The following is an 18,624-nucleotide window of genomic DNA, read 5'->3' as shown; positions in this document are numbered from 1 at the left end:
CACGACCAGCCCCTCGGCGTTCGTCAGCCGCCCGTCAGTCCTGCATCTCGAGAGTCGGCTGCAGGCCTATTCGAGCTCGGACAGCTCGGCGTACAGCTCGGTGATCTCGGCGACGCGGCTGCGACCACCCTCGGGGCGTCCGGCCCGCACCGTCTCGGTCAGCACGGCCCCGGCCAGCAGGGCGGCCAGGCTCATGGCACCCGCGTAGCTGTCGAAGGGGGCCGGGGTCTCGACCGGGCAGTCGAGCCTCACGGTCACGTCGACGCCACGCAACGACGGATCGGCCACGAGCACCACCGGCACGCCGCGCGCAGCCAGGGACGACAGGACGCCGGCGAACCCGGCCGGTCGACGCCGGAACCCGACGAGCACGACGACGTCCCGCGCTCCGAGCCCGACCAGCTCTTCGCCGATGGACTGGCCCGGCTGCGGCGCCACGCGGACGTCGTCCCGTGCCTGGACCAGCTGCTGCCTGAGGTGGAGAGCCACCGGGTAGCTGTTGCGGAACCCGGCCACGACGACCCGCTCGGCCCCGGCGACCAACGCCGCGGCACGCTCGAGTCGACCGTCGGCGAGCCCCGAGAGCATCGCGTCGAGGTTGCGACGTTCGGCCTCGGCGTGCTCGGCGAGCCCACCGGAGGCGCGGGTCGGGCCGACCGGGACGCCGCGGCTCCGCGACGCCCTCGCCTGGTCACGCACCTCTTGTGCGTCGGTGAAGCCGAGCCGCCGGAACAGCCGCGACACCGTCGCCTTCGAGACACCGCTCTGCTCGGCGATCTCGGTGGCGGTGTAGACGGCGAGGTCGTCCAGGTGGTCGAGGATGAAGTCGGCGGCTCGCTGTTCCTGGGGCGAGAGGCGGCCGTAACCCGAGTCGATGCGATCACGGATGCCCGCCCCCTCGACCGGGCCCGCGCCTCCTGCGCCCTCGGCCGCGTCTGCGCCGGCGCCTGAGCCTGCGCCAGCGCCAGCGCCAGCGCCAGCGTCGCCGAGCCTGTCGTCGCGGAGCGTGTCGTCGCGGAGCGTGTCGTCGCCGAGCGTGTCGTCGCCGTGGGGGCCGCTCATGCGGACGCCCGCGCCGCGACCGGGTGCGCCGCGGCGACCGCGTGCACGGCGGCCTCGAAGGCGTCGAGCGCGACGGCCACGTCGGCGAGCGTGACGATCTCGTCGGGGTGGTGGCTGATGCCGCCGTTGCCGCAGCGGACGAACAGCATGGCCCACTCGGTCAGTTCGGCGACGGCCATCGCGTCGTGCCCGGCCTTCGAGAACAGCACCATCGGGTCGGCGTCGCCGGTGGTGGCGATGCCCTCACGGATGAACCCCCGGAGGCGCGACGAGGCCACGACGGCCGGCGCGCGATGGGTCTCGTCCACCGAGAAGGTCAGGCCGCGACGCTGGCCGACCTCGGCAGCGACGGCCTGGATGGCGGCCCAGACCTCGTCACGACGGTCGTCGTGCTCGCCGCGGAGGTCGAGGCTGAACTCGACCAGCCCCGGGATGACGTTGACCCCGCCGGGGAAGGCCTGCAGCCGGCCGACCGTGGCGATGCAGTCGGCCTCGCGGGCCAGGCGCTCGACCGCCAGGACGATCTCGCTGGCCCCGGCGAGTGCGTCGTGCCGACGGTGGAACGGCACGCCGCCCGCGTGACCGGCGACCCCGGTCAGGGTCAACTCGAAGCGCCGGGCGCCGGCGATCGACGAGACGACGGCGAGGGACCGATCGGCTTCCTCGAGGTAGGGGCCCTGCTCGATGTGCGTCTCGAGGTAGCCGATCACGTCGGTCGGTTCGTAGGCGGCGTCGGCGACCCGGTCGGGGTCGAGCCCGAAGGCCAGGAACGCTTCGCGCAGCGTCGTTCCGGACGCGTCTGCGAGGGACCACCATTCGGGCAGCCACGTGCCGGCGACCGCACGGGAACCGAGCAGGGCCGTGCCGAAGCGGGTGCCCTCTTCGTCGCCGAAGGCGAGCACCTCGATCGCGAACGGCAGGCGGGCGCCCCGGGCCGACAGTCGCTCGACCAGGGCGATGCCGAGCAGCACGCCGAGGATGCCGTCGTACCGACCGGCGTCGGGCACCGTGTCGAGGTGCGAGCCGAGCAGCAGGGCGGGCAGGCCGGGCTCGGTGCCCTCGTAGCGGCCGCGCTGGTTGCCGGCCGCGTCCTGCCACGTCGTCATGCCGGCTTGCCGCATCCATCCGCCGGCCATCGCGTTGACCCGGGCGTGCTCGGGCGAGAGGTACACGCGCTCGATGCCGGACGGGCTGCTCGAGACCGCGGCCAGGGCGTCGCAGCGTTCGAGGACGAGACGGGCCTCGGCGAGGGGACCGCCCTCGGGGGCGGTGGTGGCCTCGGGGCTCACGCCGCGCCTCCTTCCGGGGCCGCGCCTCCGGCGGTCGCGGCGTCGAGGTCGGGCGACTGCTGGTCGGGGACGACCGAGGAGGCGCGGGTCGCCTCGGACGTCGCGGCCGACGCCGAGCGGTCCACGTCGAGGTAGACGTCGTAGGCGGCACCGACACCGCCGCCGCTCGTGATCGGCGCGCCCTCGCGGCGGAGCACGGCCTCGAGCGCCGCGAGGGTCGTGAGCACGGTGTCGCGACGCGCGTTGTAGCCCATGGTGCCGATGCGCCAGACCTTGCCGTGCAACGGACCGAACGAGGTGCCGATCTCGATGCCGAAATCGGCGAGCAGGGCGCCACGCACCCGGTCGCCGTCGACCCCGTCGGGGATCATCACGGCGACCACGTTGTTCATCTTGTGCGCGAGGTCGCCGAAGGTCTCGAGGCCGAGCCCCTGCACCCCGGCGAGCATGGCGCGGCCGTGCAGCTCGTGTCGCGCGACCACGGCGTCCACGCCCTCGTCGACGACGAGGCGGGCGCACTCGCGGGCACCCCAGAGCATCGTGGTCGCCTCGGTGTGGTGGTTGAGGCGCTGAGGGCCCCAGTAGTCGAAGATCATCGCGAGGTCGAAGTAGTTCGAGGCGATCCGGTGGGCGCTCGTCGTGTCACCTTCGGTGCGGATGCCGGCCTCGATCGACGTGCGGGCCCGGATGACCTCGACGGCCCGCTCGCTGTAGGTGACGGGAGAGGACCCCGAGGGGCCGCCGAGGCACTTCTGCAGGCCGGCGCTGACGGCGTCGAGGCCGAGCTCGTCGGTGCGGAAGGTGTTGCCGACGATCGACGCCGTGACGTCGGTGTAGAACAGCACGCCGTGGCGGGCGCAGACCTCGCCGAGCCCCTCGAGCGGCTGGGCGACGGTCGTCGAGGTGTCGCCGTGCACGACCGCGAGCAGTTTCGGCCGGACGCGTTCGATCGCCTCGACGATGGTCTCGAGGGTGAACACCTGCCCCCAGGGCACCTCGATGACGTGGACCTCGGCCCCGCAGCGCTCGGCGATCTCGCGCAGCAGGTGCCCGAAGCGGCCGAAGACGGGCACGAGCACCTTGTCGCCCGGCTCGATCAGCGAGACGAGCGAGGCCTCGATGCCGGCGCGCGAGGTGCCGTCGACGAGCAGGGTCTGTTCGTTCGAGGTCTGGAACACCTCACGGTAGAGCGCCTGGGTCTCGTCCATGTAGGCGGTCATGGCGGGGTCGTACTGCCCGACGAGCTGCGCCGACATCGCCCGGAGCACCCGGGGGTCGGCGTTGATCGGGCCGGGGCCCATGAGCAGGCGGGCGGGCGGGTCGATCGGCTGGAAGACTCGTTTCACCCGGCCCACCCTACGCAACCCGTGTTTCATGCAGGTGAACGCGTCGGCTCTCGTCAGCGGCGAGCATCAGGTCGCCCAGGTCGCCGCGAGGTCGAGCAGGGACGAGTCCGACCCGCGCGGCCCCACGAGGCACAGCCCGACGGGGGCCCGTCGCCCGGAAGCCGTCGGCACCTCGAGGACGGGTGCCGAGACGGCAGGTGCGCCGAGCACGCCGGCGACGCAGGTGAGACCGAGCGTCGCCGAGCGCACCGCGTCCACCTCGGCGGGGGTCGCCCCGAGCGAGGGCGCGGCCGAGGACGCACTCGGCAGGAGCAGCACCCGCCCGTCGAGGAGGGACTCGAGACGGTGACGTTCGTGGTCGAGGGCGACCCGCGCCTCCTCGGCTCGCTGCCGTGAGACCGTCGAACCGAACGCGAACCGGGACGCCACGTCGGGCGCGAGTTCGCCGGGATGCGCGGTGATCCAGTCGCCGTCGGACTGCCAAGCCTCGAAGGCCTGCACGACGCGGAACAGCTCGAACAGCTGTGCGACGTCGCCCAGCACGAGCGGCTCGGGACGCTCGATGCGTCCCGCCACGGTCGCCTCGTCGAGGGCCCGCCCGAACTCGGCACGCACCTCGGGCGTGACCGAGGCGAGCAGTCCGGGGTCGACCACGTACGACGGCTCGACCGGCACCTGGTCGGCCACGGGCAACGACGTCTCGGCCGCCCGACGGAGGGTGTCGACGTCCCGGGTCAGCCAGCCGACCGTGTCGAAGCTCGGCGCGAGCGGGAGCAGCCCGGTGCGGTCGACGGCCCCGTGCGTCGTGCGGAGACCCCAGAGCCCTTGGTACGACGCGGGCACCCGGAGCGACCCGCCCGTGTCGGTGCCGAGGCCGATGCTCACCTGCCCGAGGGCCACGGCCGCCGCCGGGCCACTCGTCGAACCACCCGAGATAGCCCCGGGCACGGCGGGGTTGGGTGGGTTGCCGTAGGCGGAGTTGCGTCCGGCGATGCTGTAGGCGAACTCGTCGGTCTGGGCGATGCCGCGCAGGTCGGCCCCCGCGTCGAGCAGGTGCTGCACCGCGGCCGCGTGCCGGGTCTCGGGCGTCGCACCGGTGAGACGAGCGGGCACCCCGGCACCGATCGGGTGGCCCGAGACGGCGAACAGGTCCTTCACGGCGACGGTCTCGCCGGCGAGCACCCGAGAGCCCCCAGGAGGCGCGGTGCCGGTCACGCCGTCGTCGCGCCGTCCCGAGACGAGCGGCTCGCCCACGACCCGCCAGACCCGGCGGTCGATCGCCGGAGGCGACGCCTGCACCTGCGCCGACGCGATCCGCCACGGGTGAGCACCCTGCGACCCCGAACCCGACTCGCGGCGCCAGAGCTGCGTGACGACACCGCGCCCACCGGAGGCCGGGGCGTTGACCGACACGACCAGGGCGGTGTCGGCGTCGAGGACCCGCACGTGGCACTCGACGACACGACGCACCGGACCCGACCCGCGCCTGCCTCGGAAGTCCGTGATGGCGTCGTGCCCGACCAGCAGACCCCCGACGTCGGCTCGCATCACGGTGGCGGTCGGCTCGAAGGCTGCGGCGAGCGCGGCTTGGTCGTCGGCGGCGAGCGCCCGCTCGTAGGCGTCGAAGGCGGCCAGCAGGCCGTCGGGCAGGTCACCCTCGACGGTCGTGGGGACGGTGCCCGAGCCGACCCGTGCCTCCTCGGGGCCGAGCAGGTCGGTGGGCGTCGCGTCAACCACCGAAGTCCGCCTTGCGGATGCGGGCGTGGACGCCCTTGACCAGGTCGACGACCTGCGAGATGTCGAAGTCGGTCGCGGCCGACAGGTAGGCGTAGGCGAGGCTGCGGTCCATGCCGTAGCGGGCCTCGAGCAGGTCGATCGCCGCGCGGACACAGGCGCGGACCGCCTCGTCGAGGTCTTCGTCGAGGCCGGTCGGCACGAGCAGGTCGGCGGTCTCGGCCAGCGGCCCGGCGATCTCGCCGAACAGTGTCACGGCCTCGGCACGCCGCACGAGGTCGAAGCGGACCGTGACGCGCAGGCTGGCCTCCATCGCGGTGAGTGCGACCTCGCCGTCGCCCTGGGCGAAGTGCGGGTCACCGACGTAGGCGAGGGCCCCGGGCACCTGGACGGGCAGGTGCAGGGAGGCGCCCTCGGTCAGCAGGGCGATGTCGACGTTGCCCCCGTGTGGGCCCGGTGGCACCGAGTGCGGTCGCTCGTCGCCCGCGACGGCGACCCCCATGATGCCGAGGAACGGGTGCAGGGGGAACCGCACGGTGTGCTCGGCGCCGGGCACGAGCGGCAGGGTGCCGACGAGCGAGCCGTCGGGCTCGTGGTCGACGGCCGCGAAGACGCTGACCGGGCCGGCCTCGAGCGGGTACTCGCCGGCCAGGGCGCCGCGACCGTGACGGTTCGAGATGATGCCGTAGGGCACCCGTGGTGTCGCGTCGAGCAGGGTCATCGTGACGACGTCGCCGGGCTGCGCCCCTCGGATCGCGATGGGCCCCGTCACGACGTGCGGGCCGTCGGCGGCGGGGTCTCGGCCGTGCCGCTCGTCGCCCGCGGCGGCCAGGGCGACCGCGTCGTCGAGCACGTGGTCGGCAGGCACCCCGTGACGGGCGAAGAAGGCCCGGGGGTCACGCCCCTGGTCGTCGAGCACGCCCTCGTGACTGAGGGTGTCGATGAGGACGGCCGTGCCCGGGTCGATCGTGAGCACGGGCTCGTCGGAGGCACAGGGCAAGCGCCCCCACAGGGTCGTGGCGAGTGTCGCGGGCATGTAGGGGACGGCTCCGTCACGGTCGCCCGGCGACAGGGGTTGCAGGATCGGAGTCGCAGGAACGGGGCCCGACGGGGGTGCTGGGGTCGCCTCGGAGATCGCCATGCCCAGCACAGTAGCGAGTGGACGCCTCGTCCCGACAAGCCTTCTGAAACGAGTTGTTCACAATTCGTCCATCGTGAAACAAGTCGTTCACACGGTTGTGTGATCATCGCCGCATGGCGATCATCCTCGGCGACAACCAGTACGGCAAAGCGGAGTCGCGACTCGTGCGCTTCTACCGCGACGGGCCCCGGCACGAGATCCGCGACGTCAACGTCACGACGGCGTTGCGCGGCCCCTTCGACGCGGCGTACCTCCGCGGCGACCAGAGCGCCGTCCTGCCGACCGACACCCAGAAGAACACCGCGTTCGCGTTCGCGAAGTCGAAGGGCGTCGAGGCCGTCGAGCGCTTCGGGCTCGAGCTCGCCCGCCACTTCGTGCACGACGTCGAGCCCGTGACGGGTGCCCGCATCGAGATCGAGCAGTACGACTGGCAGCGGGCCGTGGTCGACGGCACCGAGCACGACCACACCTGGCTGCGCTCAGGGCAAGAAGTCCGGACCGCCGCCGTCACGGTCGACGACACCGGCGAGTACGTCGTGGGCGGCCTGAAGGACCTGGTCCTGCTCAAGTCGACCGGCTCCGAGTTCGCCGGGTTCCTGACCGACGAGTTCACGACCCTGCCCGAGACGCACGACCGCGTCATGGCGACGGCGCTCGACGCGAAGTGGCGCTTCGGCACGACCGACGTCGACTGGGAGGCCACGTACGCCGAGGTCAAGCGCTTGATGGTCCGCGAGTTCGCCACCCTGCAGTCGCTCGCCCTCCAGCAGACCCTGTGGCACATGGGCACGGCGGTCCTCGAGGCGATCCCCTCGATCGTCGAGGTGCGCCTCAAGGCACCGAACAAGCACCACTTCGCCTACGATCTCTCCCCCTTCGGCCTCGAGAACCCGGGCGAGGTCTTCTGGGCCGCCGATCGCCCGTACGGTCTGATCGAGGCCACCGTGCTGCGTGACGACGCGCCGCCGGCCCACGACGCCTGGCGTGCGTCCGCGGGCCTCGCATGAGCGTCGTCGAGTCCACCGACCCCACACCCGCGACACCCGCCGCACCCGCCGCACCCCGAGGAGACATCGTGACCGGAACCGACGACGCCCGCTGGCTGGCGCGCACGATCGAGTTGGCCGTCGAGAACGTGGCGAACGGGGGCGGGCCGTTCGGGGCCGTCATCGTCCGGGGCGACGAACTCGTGGCCGAGGGGCAGAACCGGGTGACGGCCAACCTCGACCCGACCGCGCACGCCGAGGTCACCGCGATCCGCGCGGCCTGCCAGGCGGTCGGCGACTTCTCCCTCGCCGGCACGACCCTCTACACCTCGTGCGAGCCGTGCCCGCTGTGCCTCTCGGCGTCGCTCTGGGCGAGGGTCGACCGGGTCGTGTACGCCGCCGACCGGCACGACGCCGCGCGTGGCGGTTTCGACGACCTCGAGTTCTACGAGCTGTTCGCGCGCGACCGGTCCACCTGGGACCTCCCCGTCGACGAGGTGCGCCCGACGAACGCGCCGGCGCCGTTCGAGGCGTGGCTGACCCACGACCACCGCACCGACTACTGAGCCGCCGTGCGAGGGGGGTCAGCTGCCGCGATAGGTCGAGTACGCGAACGGGCTGAGCAACACGGGCACGTGGTAGTGGCTCGACTCGTCGGCGAGGCTGAAGTCGATCGTCACACGCGGGTAGAACGTGTCACGCTGCGACGCCGCGAAGTAGGCGGCGGTGTCGAAGACGAGTCGGTAGTCGGCGGCGGGCAGGGTGTCCGGGCCGAGCTCGGGCACGCGCCCGTCGGCGTTCGTGACTCCGGTGGCGAGTTCGACTCCCTGGGCGTCGAAGAGCGCGACGGGGACGTCGGCCGCCGGGCGGCCCAGCGCCGCGTCGAGGACGTGCGTGGTGACGTGGCTCATGCGCCGGCCTCGTCCGTGCGGCCGGTGGACGCCGGCTCGGCGGGTGCCGGCTCGGCGTCCGGCTCGGCGGGTGCCGGCTCGGCGAAGGTCGTCTGCAGCCGAAGCAAGGCGATGTCGCGCAGCTCCGCCCCGACGATGCGCAGCTCGGTGTCGTCGTCGAGCCCGAGCCGCCGGTGCAACTCGCCCACGATCTCGGCCCGGCTCCGACCGGCGGCGCGGATCAGGAACACCCGGTCGAAGCGCTGCTCGTACGCGACGTTGCCCTCGGCCAACAGCTGCGCGAGGGTCTCGTCGTCGGCGTCGGCCGCCGAGCCCTGCTCGCGTCGGCTGAACTCCTGGGCGGCCCCGTCGCCGACCGGCTTCTCGCCGATCCGCGGGTGGTGCGCCATCGCCTCGTCGATCTCGGCGGCGCTGAGCGGCGTCGCCGCAGCGGCCGCGACCGTGATCAAGGCGTCGGCGTCGGCGAAGGGCGACTGCGCGGCGACGTCGTCGGCCCACCGCTCGACGTTCAGGGCGGCCAGCAGGTGCGAACGCAGGGTGGCGTCGTCGAGCTCGATCATGACGCACACCTTAGCGACGGTGCCCCGACGCGACGGGAGCGGCCGGCCGACCCGCGCCTCCCGGGTGTCGGGCGATGCGACGCCCGTGCGAATCGTGGCGGGTGGCAGCTCGCACCACGTTCGTGTCGTCGAACCTCCCGCTGGCGTGGTTCGACGACGCAACGGTGGTGCGACCGCGACCGCGACCGCGACCCCGACCCCGACCCCGGCCCCGGCCCTCCACCCGACGCGGACGCCGGGCCGCCGGCAGCACCCCGGCGCCGGTCGTTCGACGCCGAGCGAGCCGACACATGCTCGAAACCCCGGTCGTGCAGAGTGGGTGCTCCCATGGACCTGACCACCCTTCGCGAGATCCGCACCCCGTCGCGCCGGGACGAGATCGTCTTCGCGCCCGGCGAACGCCCCCTCGGCGGCGGCACGTGGCTGTTCTCCGAACGGCAACCCGGGCTGACCGGCCTGGTCGACCTGACCTCGCTCGGGTGGACGCCCGTCGAGCGAGGCAGCGCCACCGACGGCCGCGACGTCGTCAGCATCGCCGCCACCTGCACCATCGCCGCGCTGCTGCGGCTGCCTGCCGACGACGACTGGGTCGCCCACCCGCTGATCGACCAGTGCGCGAACTCGCTGCTCGCTTCGTTCAAGATCTGGAACGTCGCGACGGTCGGCGGCAACGTCGCCCTCGGGCTGCCGGCCGGGGCGATGACCTCGCTCATGGCGACCCTCGACGCCACGGCCCTCGTGTGGACCACCGACGGCGGTGAGCGCCGTCAGCCGGTGTCCACCTTCGTCACCGGGGTGGTGCAGAACGCCCTCGAGCCGGGCGAGGTGTTGCGCGCCCTCGAGGTGCCGGTCGATTCGCTGCGCTCGCGCACCGGGTTCCGGCGCATCTCGCTCAGCCCCCTGGGCCGCTCGGGCACGCTGGTCACGGCCCGGCTCGGTCTCGACGGCGAGTTCGTCGTCACGATCACGGCGGGGACGACGCGTCCGGTCCAGCTGCGCTTCGACGAGGTGCCCGGCGAACGGGCCCTGGCCGACGCCGTCGCCCGGGTCGACTGCTGGTACTCCGACCCCCACGGCGATCCCGACTGGCGTCGTGCCATGAGCACCCGGTTCGCCGACGAGCTGCGCGTCGAGCTCGCGCAGCCGGCCGCCGCCGCGCTCGTCCCCGTCGGCCGGGCACGACCTCACCGGGAGGCGACCCACGACCCCCGCAGCGCGGCCGCGCGAGCGAGGTCGACCCCGCCCACCGCCACGAGCCAAGGAGGCGCGCGATGACTCCGAGACACGTCACGTTCGAGGTCGACGGCCTGCCCCTCGACGCCGACCTCGCACCCGGTCAGGTGCTGCGCACGGTGCTGCGCGAGAACGGCGTCCACTCGGTCAAGAAGGGGTGCGACGCGGGCGACTGCGGCGCCTGCTCGGTGCTGGTCGACGGCGAGCCCGTGCACTCGTGCATCTACCCGGCGCACCGGCTCGAGGGTCGGGCCGTGACGACGGCGGCCGGTCTCGGCACCTCCGAGCACCCCCACCCCGTGCAGCAGGCGTTCGCGGACGCGGCCGGGTTCCAGTGCGGCTTCTGCACGGCCGGCATGGTGGTGACGGCCTCGACGTTCACCGAGGCCGACGCGGACGACCTCCCGCGCCTCCTGAAGGGAAACCTCTGCCGGTGCACGGGGTACCGGGCGATCGGCGACGCGATCTGCGGCGTCTCGAACACGGTGGCCCCGGCCGACGGCGACGCGGCCGGTCGATCGGTGAAGGCTCCGGCGGCGATGCGCGTGGTGTCGGGCAGCGAGCCCTACACGCTCGACTTCCGCAGCACGACGAAGCTGCTGCACCTCGCCGTGCTCGGCAGCCCGCACGCCCACGCCCGCATCACGGCGATCGACACGAGCGCCGCCGAGGCCATGCCCGGGGTGCACCTGGTGTTGACGCACCGGGACTCCCCCGCGACCTTGTTCTCGACCGGTCGCCACGAGGACCGCGAGGACGACCCCGACGACGGACTCGTCCTCGACCCCGTGCTGCGGTTCCGCGGGCAGCGCGTCGCCGCGGTCGTCGCCGACGACGTCCGCACGGCGACGAACGCCCTGGCGGCGATCGTGGTCGAGTACGAGCCCCTGCCCGCCGTGTTCGACCCCGAGACGGCGCGCACGCCCGGGGCCCCGTTGCTGCACGGCGAGAAGACCAGCGAGGTGTCGCGCATCGCGTTCCCCGAGCGCAACACCGTGGCCGCGATGCACGACGAGACCGGTGACGTCGAGGCCGGCCTGGCGGCGGCGGACGCGGTGGTCGAGGGAACCTGGCGCACGCAGCGCGTCTCGCACGGAGCCCTCGAGACGCATGCCTCACGCGGCTGGCTCGACGACGACGGACGCCTCGTGATCCGAACGGCGAGCCAGGTGCCGTTCCTCGTGCGGGACGAGCTGGCTCACGTCTTCGGACTGCCACAGGAGCAGGTCAGGGTCTTCGCCGCCCGCGTCGGCGGTGGCTTCGGGGGCAAGCAGGAGCTGATCACCGAGGACCTCGTCGCCCTCGCCGTGCTGCGCACCGGTCAGCCCGTGCAGTACGAGTTCACCCGCGAGGACGAGTTCACGATCGCCCCGACCCGCCACCCGATGCGGGTCCGCGTGCGGGTCGGCGCGACGAGCGACGGGGTGCTGACCGCGCTGCACGTCGACCAACTGATGGACACGGGCGCCTACGGCAACCACGGCGTCGGCGTCATGTACCACTCGGTGCACGAGTCGACCAGCGTCTACCGCTGCCCGAACAAGCGCGTCGACGCCGAGTCGGTCTACACGAACAACCTGCCCTCGGGGGCGTTCCGGGGGTACGGGCTCGGGCAGGTCGTCTTCGCCGTCGAGTCCGCGATGGACGAACTGGCCCGCGAGCTCGGCATCGACCCGTTCGAGCTGCGCCGCCGCAACGTGATCGTCCCCGGCGACCCGATGGTGGTCACCGACCCCGACGAAGAGAGCGACCTGCTGATCGGCAGCTACGGACTCGACCAGTGCCTCGACCTGGTCGAGCAGGCGCTCGAGTCTCCTGCACCCGCGGGCGCGCCTCCTGCCCCCGTCGGCCCGACCTGGTCGACCGGGCGCGGCATGGCCCTCGCCATGATCGCGACGATCCCGCCGCGCGGTCACTTCGCCGACACCTCGATCGAGCTGCTGCCCGACGGCCGCTACGACATCGGCGTCGGCACGGCCGAGTTCGGCAACGGCACCACGACGGTGCACACCCAGCTCGTCGCCTCGGCGCTCGGCACCACGCCCGACCGGGTCGTCGTCCGGCAGTCCGACACCGACGTGGCCCGCTACGACACCGGGGCCTACGGTTCGGCCGGCGTCGTCGTCGCGGGCAAGGCCCTGCTCGCCGCGGCCCACAAGCTGCGCGCGGCCATGGTCGACCGCGCCCTGGCGATCGCAGGAGGCGCGGGTCACGCCGTCGACACCGGCACCGCCCCCGAGGTGGTCGCGGGCGGCGTCGTGGTGCGGGTCGGCCCCGGTGTCGACGCGACCGTCCTCGTCTCGAGCGAGCGGCTGCTGGCCGACGGTCCGCTCACCGCCGACGGGGCCCACGACGGCACCCCGCGCTCGGTGGCGTTCAACGTGCACGGCTTCGAGGTCGCCGTCGACCGGGCGAGCGGCGAGGTGCGCCTGCTGCGCTCGGTGCAGGCGGCGGACGCCGGCGTGGTGCTGAACCCCGAGCAGCTGCGCGGTCAGGTCGAGGGCGGCACGGCGCAGGCGATCGGCACCGCGCTCTACGAAGAGATGATGCTCGACGACGAGGGACGCGTGCTGACGACGGCGTTCCGCAACTACCGGATGCCCAAGTTCGGCGACGTGCCCCAGACCGAGGTGCACTTCGCGACCACGCACGACGACCTCGGCCCGCTCGGTGCCAAGTCGATGAGCGAGGCGCCGTACAACCCGGTGGCACCGGCCCTGGCGAACGCGATCCGCGATGCCCTCGGCGTGCGGCCGCACGAGCTGCCGATGTCGCGCGACCGTCTCTGGCGCCTCGCCGGCGGGCGCTGAGCCGCGCCGAACCGCGGCGCCGGGCCACTTTCCCTCCGAGCCTGATCCGGCACGTACCGGATCACGAGTCACACCGCGAACTGAACGTCGCACTGCCGAAATGGGCGGTGCGACGTTCAGTCGACGGTGCGACGCGGGCGGGGCGGCCCGGGCCCCGGCTCAGACCTCGCGCTCGGTCACACCGGCCGGTGCCGCGGGTCCGCGCACGGCGTCGTGCGCCGACACGTCACGGTCCGCGCCCTCGTCGCGTGCCTGCACCCGCGGCGAGTTGAGCAGCAGGTTGAGCAGCACGGCGACGATCGCCCCGGCGCTGATGCCCGAGTCGAACACGATCGTGAACCAGGTCGGGAACTGCGCGTAGATCTCGGGGCTGACCGTCGGCAGCAGACTCACGCCCAGGGCGACCGCCACGATCAGGATGTTGCTGTTCGTGAACCGCACCGTCGACAGCGTCCGGATGCCGCTCGCCGCGACCATCCCGAACAACGCGACGCCCGCCCCGCCGAGCACCGCCACCGGCACGCCCTCGACGACGGCGCCGAGCGCGGGCACCAACCCGAGCACCACGAGGATGCCGCCCGCCAGCGTCGCCACGTACCGCGACTTCACGCCCGTGATGCTGACCAGCCCGACGTTCTGCGCGAAGGCGGTGTACGGGAACGTGTTGAAGACGCCGCCGATGACGGTCGACAGCCCGTCGGCCCGCAGCCCGTCGGCGAGGCGACGCGGCGTCACCGGCCGGTCGACGATCTCACCCACCGCGATGATGTCGCCGGTGGTCTCGGTCATGATCACCAGGCCGACGATGCACATCGACACGATCGCGCTCACCGGGAAGGTCGGCAGTCCGAAGTGGAACGGCAGCGCGAGGCCGAACCAGGCGCTCTCGCCCACGCCGCTCCAGTCGGTCAGCCCGAACGGCCACGCCACGAGGGTGCCGACGACGAGTCCCAGCAGGATCGACAGGCGGCGGAGCGCAGGAGGCGCGAACCGCTCGATCAGGATGATCAGCAGCAGGGTGCCCGCGGCGAAGGCGATGTCGAGGGGACGTCCGAAGTCGTCGGAACCCGTGCCTCCTCCGACCCATCCGGCGGCGACGTCCATCAGCGAGACGCCGATGATCAGGATCACCGTGCCCGTGACGATCGGCGGGAAGAACCGCACGAGCTTCGAGAAGAACGGCGCCAGCAGCATCATGAAGACGCCGCTCGCGATGACCGAGCCGTAGATCGCCGTGATGCCGTACTCGCCGCCGATCACGATCATCGGCCCGACGGCGGCGAAGGTGCAGCCCTGCATCAACGGCAGCCGCACCCCGAAGCGCCAGAACCCCACGGACTGCACGATGGTCGCGATGCCGGCCACGAACAAGTCGGCGCTGATCAGGTACGCGATGTCGCCGGGCTCGAGCTGGCCCATGCCGACCAGTGCTCCACCGACGATCAGCGGGACAGCGACCGCCCCGGCGTACATCGCGAGCACGTGCTGCAGGCCGAGCGGGAAGAGCCTCCGTAGCGGGGGGACGCGGTCGACGGGGTGCTTCTCGACGGTGTCGACGGGCGCGCCGCCGGCGGCAGCCGGGACGGACGAGGGCTGGGACATCGGGACTCCTGATCGTGGGGATGCCGGGTGGTCGTCGTCAGAGTACGAAACGCGGGTTTCGTCGCGACGGCACGCGTGTTTCAGGCTCGTGACGTCGGCGCGGCGGGTGCCGATGAACCCGGTTCCGAACGATGCACCCACGAGCAACCGGGTGCATCGTTCGAAACCGGGTGCATCGAGGAGGAGGCGCGGGCTGGCTGCCGAGGATCGGAACAGCACCCAGCCCCATCGCCGGGCAGCGCGACGCACGGCGCACGCCGCGCCGCGGCCACCTGCTCAGCGGGCGGTGATCGCCCGGACGAGGTGCAGCGTGACGTCCGCCGAGCGCCCGGCAGTGAGGGCGAGGTTCTCGTCGTGCACGTCGTGGGCGTCCGGACCGGCGAGGTCGCTGATGCCGCGCACCGAGACGAACGGCACGTGGTGGACGTGGCAGGTCTGGGCGATCGCCATCGACTCCATGTCGACGGCGTCCACGTCGACGACGTCGGCGAAGGCGCTCCGCACGCCGATCACGCGCTCGGCGGTCATGAACGCGTCGCTGGAGGCGATCAACCCGGGCCGCACGGCCCAGCCGCCGCCCGACGCGCTCGACGCGCTCGACGCACTCGACGCGACACCGTCGCCCGAGGCCTCACCCGCCGTCGATGTGTCGGACGAGACCGACGAGACCGACGTGTCGTAGGCGACCGCCGCCTCCATCAGGGCCGGGTCGGCGTGGAAGCTGGCCGGCATGCCGGGCACCTGTCCCAGCCGGTAACCGAACACGCGCGCGTCGGCGTCGAGGTTGACGTACTCGGAGCCCGCGACGACGTCGCCGATCTCGATGCCGACTCCCATGCCCGCGGCGGTGCCGGCGCTGATGACGGTCGGCACGACGCCCTCGAGCGATCCCGCCCGCACGATGGCCGAGGTGGCCGCCCCGGCCGCGTTGACGAACCCGATGCCGCTCTGCACGAGCAGCAGTTCGACCCCGTCGATCTCGACGACGCGCTGCAGCGACCCGCCGACGGCGACCGGCTCGTCGACGCGCGACGCCCGGGACACGAACGGCGCGGCCTCGTCGGCCATCGCCACGATCACGATGATCGGGGGTGCGGCGAGCGCCGCGACCCCGTCGGCAGGAGGCGCGGCGTGCGTCCCGGTCATCGGGTGACGGTCGACCACTCGTCGCGGGCCGCGAGGAAGTCGCGGGCGACGCCCTGCGCACCCTCGAGCGTGTGGTTGGCGCCCCAACCGCACTGGACCTCGTTGGCCGCGGGGACCTCGGTGGCGGTGGTGATGTCGGTGAGGGTGCCCTCGATGAGCGACAGGACGTCGTCCATCGCGGGGTCGCCCTGCAGGATCAGGTAGAACCCGGTCTGGCAGCCCATCGGCGAGAAGTCGATGACGTCGCCCGAGCGGTTGCGCGAGTGCTCGGCGAAGAGGTGCTCGAGTGAGTGGACCGACGCCATGTCGAGGTGCGCCTCGTTCGGCTGCGTGAACCGGACGTCGAACTTGGTGATGACGTCGCCGTGCGGCAGCGTCTTCTGGTCGGCGACGCGCACGTAGGGAGCGGCGACGGTGCGGTGGTCGAGGTTGAACGACTCGACGTTCATCTTGGGCTGGGTCACGATGGTCCCTTCGGGGTGCGGGCGGGGCGCGGGAGGCACCTCGGCCTCTGCACCGATCTGTGCGTCCCAACGCCCTGTCGACCCTAGGACATTCCCTCCGCGCCGGTCGGCGTGTGACCCCGCACGCGGCCCACCGCCCTCTCGGCCCGCGCGGGGCTGCGCCGCGCAGCCCGCGCAGCCCGCGCGGCCCGCGCGGCCCGGCTCGGCCCGGCTCGGCTCGGCTCGGCTCGCCACCCCGCCACCCCGCCACCCCGCCACCCCGCCACCCCGCCACGGAGTAAACAACCCGCCACGCAAAAGGATGGCGGTTTGTTTACCTCGTGGCGGCGAGCGGGGGGGGAGGGGATGAGGATGCGGACCGACGGGCGCCGCACCGCGCAGCCCGGCGCCGCGGCGCTGCGCTGTGCGGGGCCCGATGCTGCGCCGCGCAGTTCACCCCGCCACCCCGCCACGAAGTGGTCAACCCGCCACGAAAAAAGATGGCGGGGTGACCACTTCGTGGCGTCGTGTCCACTTCGTGGCGGCGAACGGGGGAAAAGGAAGGGGGGCGGACCGACGGGCTCAGCGCAATGCAACGCGGCGCAGCGCAGCGCAGCGCAGCGGAGCGGAGCGACGGGCGCAGCGCAGCCCGTCGCCCGGCGCAGCGCAGCGACGGGCGCAGCGCAGCCCGGCGCCCGGCGCCCGGCTCCCGGCTCCCCAACGTGCCAGCCCGGCTCGCTACGGCAGCGTGTGCCCGGCCGCCGTGAAGAGCCGGTACCACTCGGGCCGGGTCAGCGGCACGTCGGACCCCGCGGCGCTGTCGCGGAGGTGTGCCACGCTCGTCGTCCCGAGCACGACCTGCATCTCGGCCGGGTGCCGGGTGATCCAGGCCACCGGGATCGCCGACGGCGGCACGTCGTACGTCGTGGCGAGCTCGTCGATGACGTCGTTGAGCTCGGGGTAGCCGTCGCGGTCGCCGAGGAACACGCCGTCGAAGAAGCCCTTCTGGAACGGCGACCAGGCCTGCAGGGTCATGTCGTTCAGACGGCTGTAGTCGAGGATGCCGTTGTCGCGGTCGACGGACTGGTCGAGCCCCGCCATGTTGGCCGCCACGCCCGCGGCGATCAGCGGGGCGTGGGTGATGCTGAGCTGCACCTGGTTGACGATCAGCGGCTGCGTCACGCTGCGCTTCAGCAGTTCGACCTGGGCGGGCGTGTGGTTCGAGACGCCGAAGTGGCGCACCTTGCCGCTCGAGTGCAGCTGGTCGAAGGCCGCGGCCACCTCGTCGGGCTCGACGAGGGCGTCGGGCCGGTGCAGCAGCAGAACGTCGAGGCGGTCGGTGCGCAGGGCGGCGAGCGAGGCGTCGACCGACTCGAGGATGTGCTCGGTCGAGAAGTCCCAGAAGCCGTCGCGGATGCCGACCTTGCTCTGCAACTGGACCGCGTCGCGCTCGGACGAGGTCAGGGTGACGGCGTCGCCGAAGCGCTGCTCGCAGTGGTGGGGGTGGTCGCCGTACACGTCGGCGTGGTCGAAGAAGTCGATGCCGAGGTCTCGGGCCTCGGCCACGAGTTCACGGATCGCGTCGTCGGTCATGCCCGAGATGCGCATGAGCCCGAGGACGATGGTCGAGGCGGGGCGGTCGGTGGTGGGTAACGTCGTCGTCTTCACGCGGCCAGTCTGCTCTCGTCCGGCGTCCTCGGGAGTCGACCCGCGCCTCCTCAGAGGACGGTCAGGAGGCGCGGGGCGCCTGGGGAGGACCCGTCCCGTCGTTCGCGCCCTCCGTTCCGAATGCCCGGCATGACCGTCACCGCGAGCGCGAGCACCGCGCGCGTCGCCGCCGCTTCCCTCGACCGAGCGTGGAGCATCGGCACGCCGCTGACCCCCGTCGGGTTCTATCCGCGGGCGGGAGTGATCCCGGCCGTCGTCGCCGTGCGAGATCAGACCGGCCCGTGGGACACCGTGGGTCGCACCCGACGACTCGAGCTGTCGGACGGCAGCAGCGTCGTCGAGAGCCTGGTGCGCGTGGAGCCCGACGGGGTCTTCGTCTACGAGCTGAGCGAGTTCACGGGGCTGCTCGGGCGGCTGGTGACCGGCGGCCGTGCCGACTGGAGCTACCGGGCGACGCCCAGCGGACGCACCCGGGTCGACTGGACCTACTCGTTCTTCGCCCGACCGGGGCGTGGGGCGATCGTGCGCGGCATCGTCCGCTTCGCCTGGGCGCCGTACATGCGGCGCGTGCTCGTCGGCATCACCCGCGAGATCGAGCGCACCGCCTAGCCGGACTCGCCCACACCCCGGGAACGCGCCCACACCCCGGGAACGCGCCGACACACCCGTGCGCGCCGGTGGGTCTCGGCGACT

16 protein-coding genes are annotated in these 18,624 nt (G+C 72.8%); 5 read left to right on the top strand and 11 right to left on the bottom strand.

Translation table 11 applies throughout. From position 1 onward, the window contains the following. Nucleotides 1-66: 66 nt before the first annotated feature. The 5 genes from AC1MBW_RS07735 to AC1MBW_RS07715 all read right to left on the bottom strand — a co-directional run bounded on the left by AC1MBW_RS07735 (nucleotide 67) and on the right by AC1MBW_RS07715 (nucleotide 6,572). Nucleotides 67-1,062: a MurR/RpiR family transcriptional regulator gene (locus AC1MBW_RS07735; protein WP_480026038.1), complete on the bottom strand. Its 996-nt coding sequence runs from the start codon at nucleotides 1,060-1,062 to the stop codon at nucleotides 67-69. After that, entirely contained in the window at nucleotides 1,059-2,351 is a 1,293-nt protein-coding gene (locus AC1MBW_RS07730; protein WP_480026037.1) for an allantoate amidohydrolase, read from the bottom strand. The genes AC1MBW_RS07735 and AC1MBW_RS07730 overlap by 4 nt, the downstream gene beginning before the upstream one ends. Beyond that, complete coding sequence (locus AC1MBW_RS07725) at nucleotides 2,348-3,697, bottom strand: pyridoxal-phosphate-dependent aminotransferase family protein (RefSeq protein ID WP_480026036.1); 1,350 nt, start codon at nucleotides 3,695-3,697, stop codon at nucleotides 2,348-2,350. Before AC1MBW_RS07725 ends, AC1MBW_RS07730 begins: the two co-directional genes overlap by 4 nt. Nucleotides 3,698-3,763: 66 nt before the next feature. Further along, nucleotides 3,764-5,434 (bottom strand): AtzH-like domain-containing protein, encoded by a 1,671-nt coding sequence (locus tag AC1MBW_RS07720; protein ID WP_480026035.1) that lies wholly within the window; start codon nucleotides 5,432-5,434, stop codon nucleotides 3,764-3,766. Next, nucleotides 5,427-6,572, bottom strand: coding sequence for an acetamidase/formamidase family protein (locus AC1MBW_RS07715; RefSeq protein ID WP_480026034.1), 1,146 nt, complete (start codon nucleotides 6,570-6,572; stop codon nucleotides 5,427-5,429). The genes AC1MBW_RS07720 and AC1MBW_RS07715 overlap by 8 nt, the downstream gene beginning before the upstream one ends. A gap of 113 nt (nucleotides 6,573-6,685) precedes the next feature. On the opposite strand from AC1MBW_RS07715, the gene pucL reads away from it, so the two are divergent. Both pucL and AC1MBW_RS07705 read left to right on the top strand, forming a co-directional pair. Then, on the top strand, nucleotides 6,686-7,579 hold the full coding sequence (pucL, locus tag AC1MBW_RS07710) for a factor-independent urate hydroxylase (protein ID WP_043596242.1): 894 nt from the start codon (nucleotides 6,686-6,688) through the stop codon (nucleotides 7,577-7,579). A 65-nt stretch (nucleotides 7,580-7,644) separates the two neighbouring features. Next, nucleotides 7,645-8,124, top strand: a complete 480-nt coding sequence (locus AC1MBW_RS07705; protein WP_480026088.1) for a nucleoside deaminase — start codon at nucleotides 7,645-7,647, stop codon at nucleotides 8,122-8,124. Nucleotides 8,125-8,142: 18 nt separating this feature from the next. On the opposite strand, the gene uraH is transcribed toward AC1MBW_RS07705, so the two are convergent. Both uraH and uraD read right to left on the bottom strand, forming a co-directional pair. Further along, nucleotides 8,143-8,469: a hydroxyisourate hydrolase gene (gene uraH / locus AC1MBW_RS07700; RefSeq protein ID WP_480026033.1), complete on the bottom strand. Its 327-nt coding sequence runs from the start codon at nucleotides 8,467-8,469 to the stop codon at nucleotides 8,143-8,145. Next, nucleotides 8,466-9,029 carry a 2-oxo-4-hydroxy-4-carboxy-5-ureidoimidazoline decarboxylase gene (gene uraD, locus AC1MBW_RS07695; RefSeq protein ID WP_480026032.1) on the bottom strand — a complete coding sequence of 188 codons (564 nt, stop codon included), beginning with the start codon at nucleotides 9,027-9,029 and terminating at the stop codon, nucleotides 8,466-8,468. The genes uraH and uraD overlap by 4 nt, the downstream gene beginning before the upstream one ends. A gap of 327 nt (nucleotides 9,030-9,356) precedes the next feature. Here uraD and AC1MBW_RS07690 point away from each other — a divergent pair, with 327 nt between their 5' ends. After that, nucleotides 9,357-10,304 carry an FAD binding domain-containing protein gene (locus AC1MBW_RS07690; RefSeq protein ID WP_480026031.1) on the top strand — a complete coding sequence of 316 codons (948 nt, stop codon included), beginning with the start codon at nucleotides 9,357-9,359 and terminating at the stop codon, nucleotides 10,302-10,304. Beyond that, nucleotides 10,301-13,072: a molybdopterin-dependent oxidoreductase gene (locus AC1MBW_RS07685; protein WP_480026030.1), complete on the top strand. Its 2,772-nt coding sequence runs from the start codon at nucleotides 10,301-10,303 to the stop codon at nucleotides 13,070-13,072. The genes AC1MBW_RS07690 and AC1MBW_RS07685 overlap by 4 nt, the downstream gene beginning before the upstream one ends. A 159-nt stretch (nucleotides 13,073-13,231) precedes the next feature. On the opposite strand, the gene AC1MBW_RS07680 is transcribed toward AC1MBW_RS07685, so the two are convergent. From AC1MBW_RS07680 to AC1MBW_RS07665, 4 genes are all read right to left on the bottom strand, one after another. Further along, complete coding sequence (locus tag AC1MBW_RS07680) at nucleotides 13,232-14,674, bottom strand: nucleobase:cation symporter-2 family protein (RefSeq protein WP_082383523.1); 1,443 nt, start codon at nucleotides 14,672-14,674, stop codon at nucleotides 13,232-13,234. A 276-nt stretch (nucleotides 14,675-14,950) separates the two neighbouring features. Beyond that, nucleotides 14,951-15,820, bottom strand: a complete 870-nt coding sequence (locus AC1MBW_RS07675) for a 5'-methylthioadenosine/S-adenosylhomocysteine nucleosidase (RefSeq protein ID WP_480026029.1) — start codon at nucleotides 15,818-15,820, stop codon at nucleotides 14,951-14,953. Then, entirely contained in the window at nucleotides 15,817-16,269 is a 453-nt protein-coding gene (locus AC1MBW_RS07670; protein ID WP_043597358.1) for an S-ribosylhomocysteine lyase, read from the bottom strand. The genes AC1MBW_RS07675 and AC1MBW_RS07670 overlap by 4 nt, the downstream gene beginning before the upstream one ends. A 732-nt stretch (nucleotides 16,270-17,001) precedes the next feature. After that, nucleotides 17,002-17,931 carry an aldo/keto reductase gene (locus AC1MBW_RS07665; protein WP_480026028.1) on the bottom strand — a complete coding sequence of 310 codons (930 nt, stop codon included), beginning with the start codon at nucleotides 17,929-17,931 and terminating at the stop codon, nucleotides 17,002-17,004. Nucleotides 17,932-18,060: 129 nt separating this feature from the next. Between AC1MBW_RS07665 and AC1MBW_RS07660 the strand changes: the two genes are divergently transcribed. After that, nucleotides 18,061-18,540: an SRPBCC family protein gene (locus AC1MBW_RS07660; protein ID WP_480026027.1), complete on the top strand. Its 480-nt coding sequence runs from the start codon at nucleotides 18,061-18,063 to the stop codon at nucleotides 18,538-18,540. The last annotated feature ends 84 nt before the right edge of the window (nucleotides 18,541-18,624 follow it).

This window comes from Frigoribacterium sp. AP1 (assembly GCF_056680555.1).
The sequence above is the reverse complement of the archived record's forward strand: the minus strand, read 5'-3'. Positions and strand labels throughout refer to the sequence as shown.

What these genes read in the sequence shown, in the direction of transcription:
- pucL (WP_043596242.1), top strand. Translation starts at nt 6,686, where the DNA reads ATGGCGATCATCCTCGGCGACAACCAGTACGGCAAAGCGGAGTCGCGA.
- AC1MBW_RS07715 (WP_480026034.1), bottom strand. Translation starts at nt 6,572, where the DNA reads ATGGCGATCTCCGAGGCGACCCCAGCACCCCCGTCGGGCCCCGTTCCT.
- AC1MBW_RS07735 (WP_480026038.1), bottom strand. Translation starts at nt 1,062, where the DNA reads ATGAGCGGCCCCCACGGCGACGACACGCTCGGCGACGACACGCTCCGC.
- AC1MBW_RS07685 (WP_480026030.1), top strand. Translation starts at nt 10,301, where the DNA reads ATGACTCCGAGACACGTCACGTTCGAGGTCGACGGCCTGCCCCTCGAC.
- AC1MBW_RS07680 (WP_082383523.1), bottom strand. Translation starts at nt 14,674, where the DNA reads ATGTCCCAGCCCTCGTCCGTCCCGGCTGCCGCCGGCGGCGCGCCCGTC.
- AC1MBW_RS07660 (WP_480026027.1), top strand. Translation starts at nt 18,061, where the DNA reads ATGACCGTCACCGCGAGCGCGAGCACCGCGCGCGTCGCCGCCGCTTCC.
- AC1MBW_RS07690 (WP_480026031.1), top strand. Translation starts at nt 9,357, where the DNA reads ATGGACCTGACCACCCTTCGCGAGATCCGCACCCCGTCGCGCCGGGAC.
- AC1MBW_RS07675 (WP_480026029.1), bottom strand. Translation starts at nt 15,820, where the DNA reads ATGACCGGGACGCACGCCGCGCCTCCTGCCGACGGGGTCGCGGCGCTC.
- uraD (WP_480026032.1), bottom strand. Translation starts at nt 9,029, where the DNA reads ATGATCGAGCTCGACGACGCCACCCTGCGTTCGCACCTGCTGGCCGCC.
- uraH (WP_480026033.1), bottom strand. Translation starts at nt 8,469, where the DNA reads ATGAGCCACGTCACCACGCACGTCCTCGACGCGGCGCTGGGCCGCCCG.
- AC1MBW_RS07670 (WP_043597358.1), bottom strand. Translation starts at nt 16,269, where the DNA reads ATGAACGTCGAGTCGTTCAACCTCGACCACCGCACCGTCGCCGCTCCC.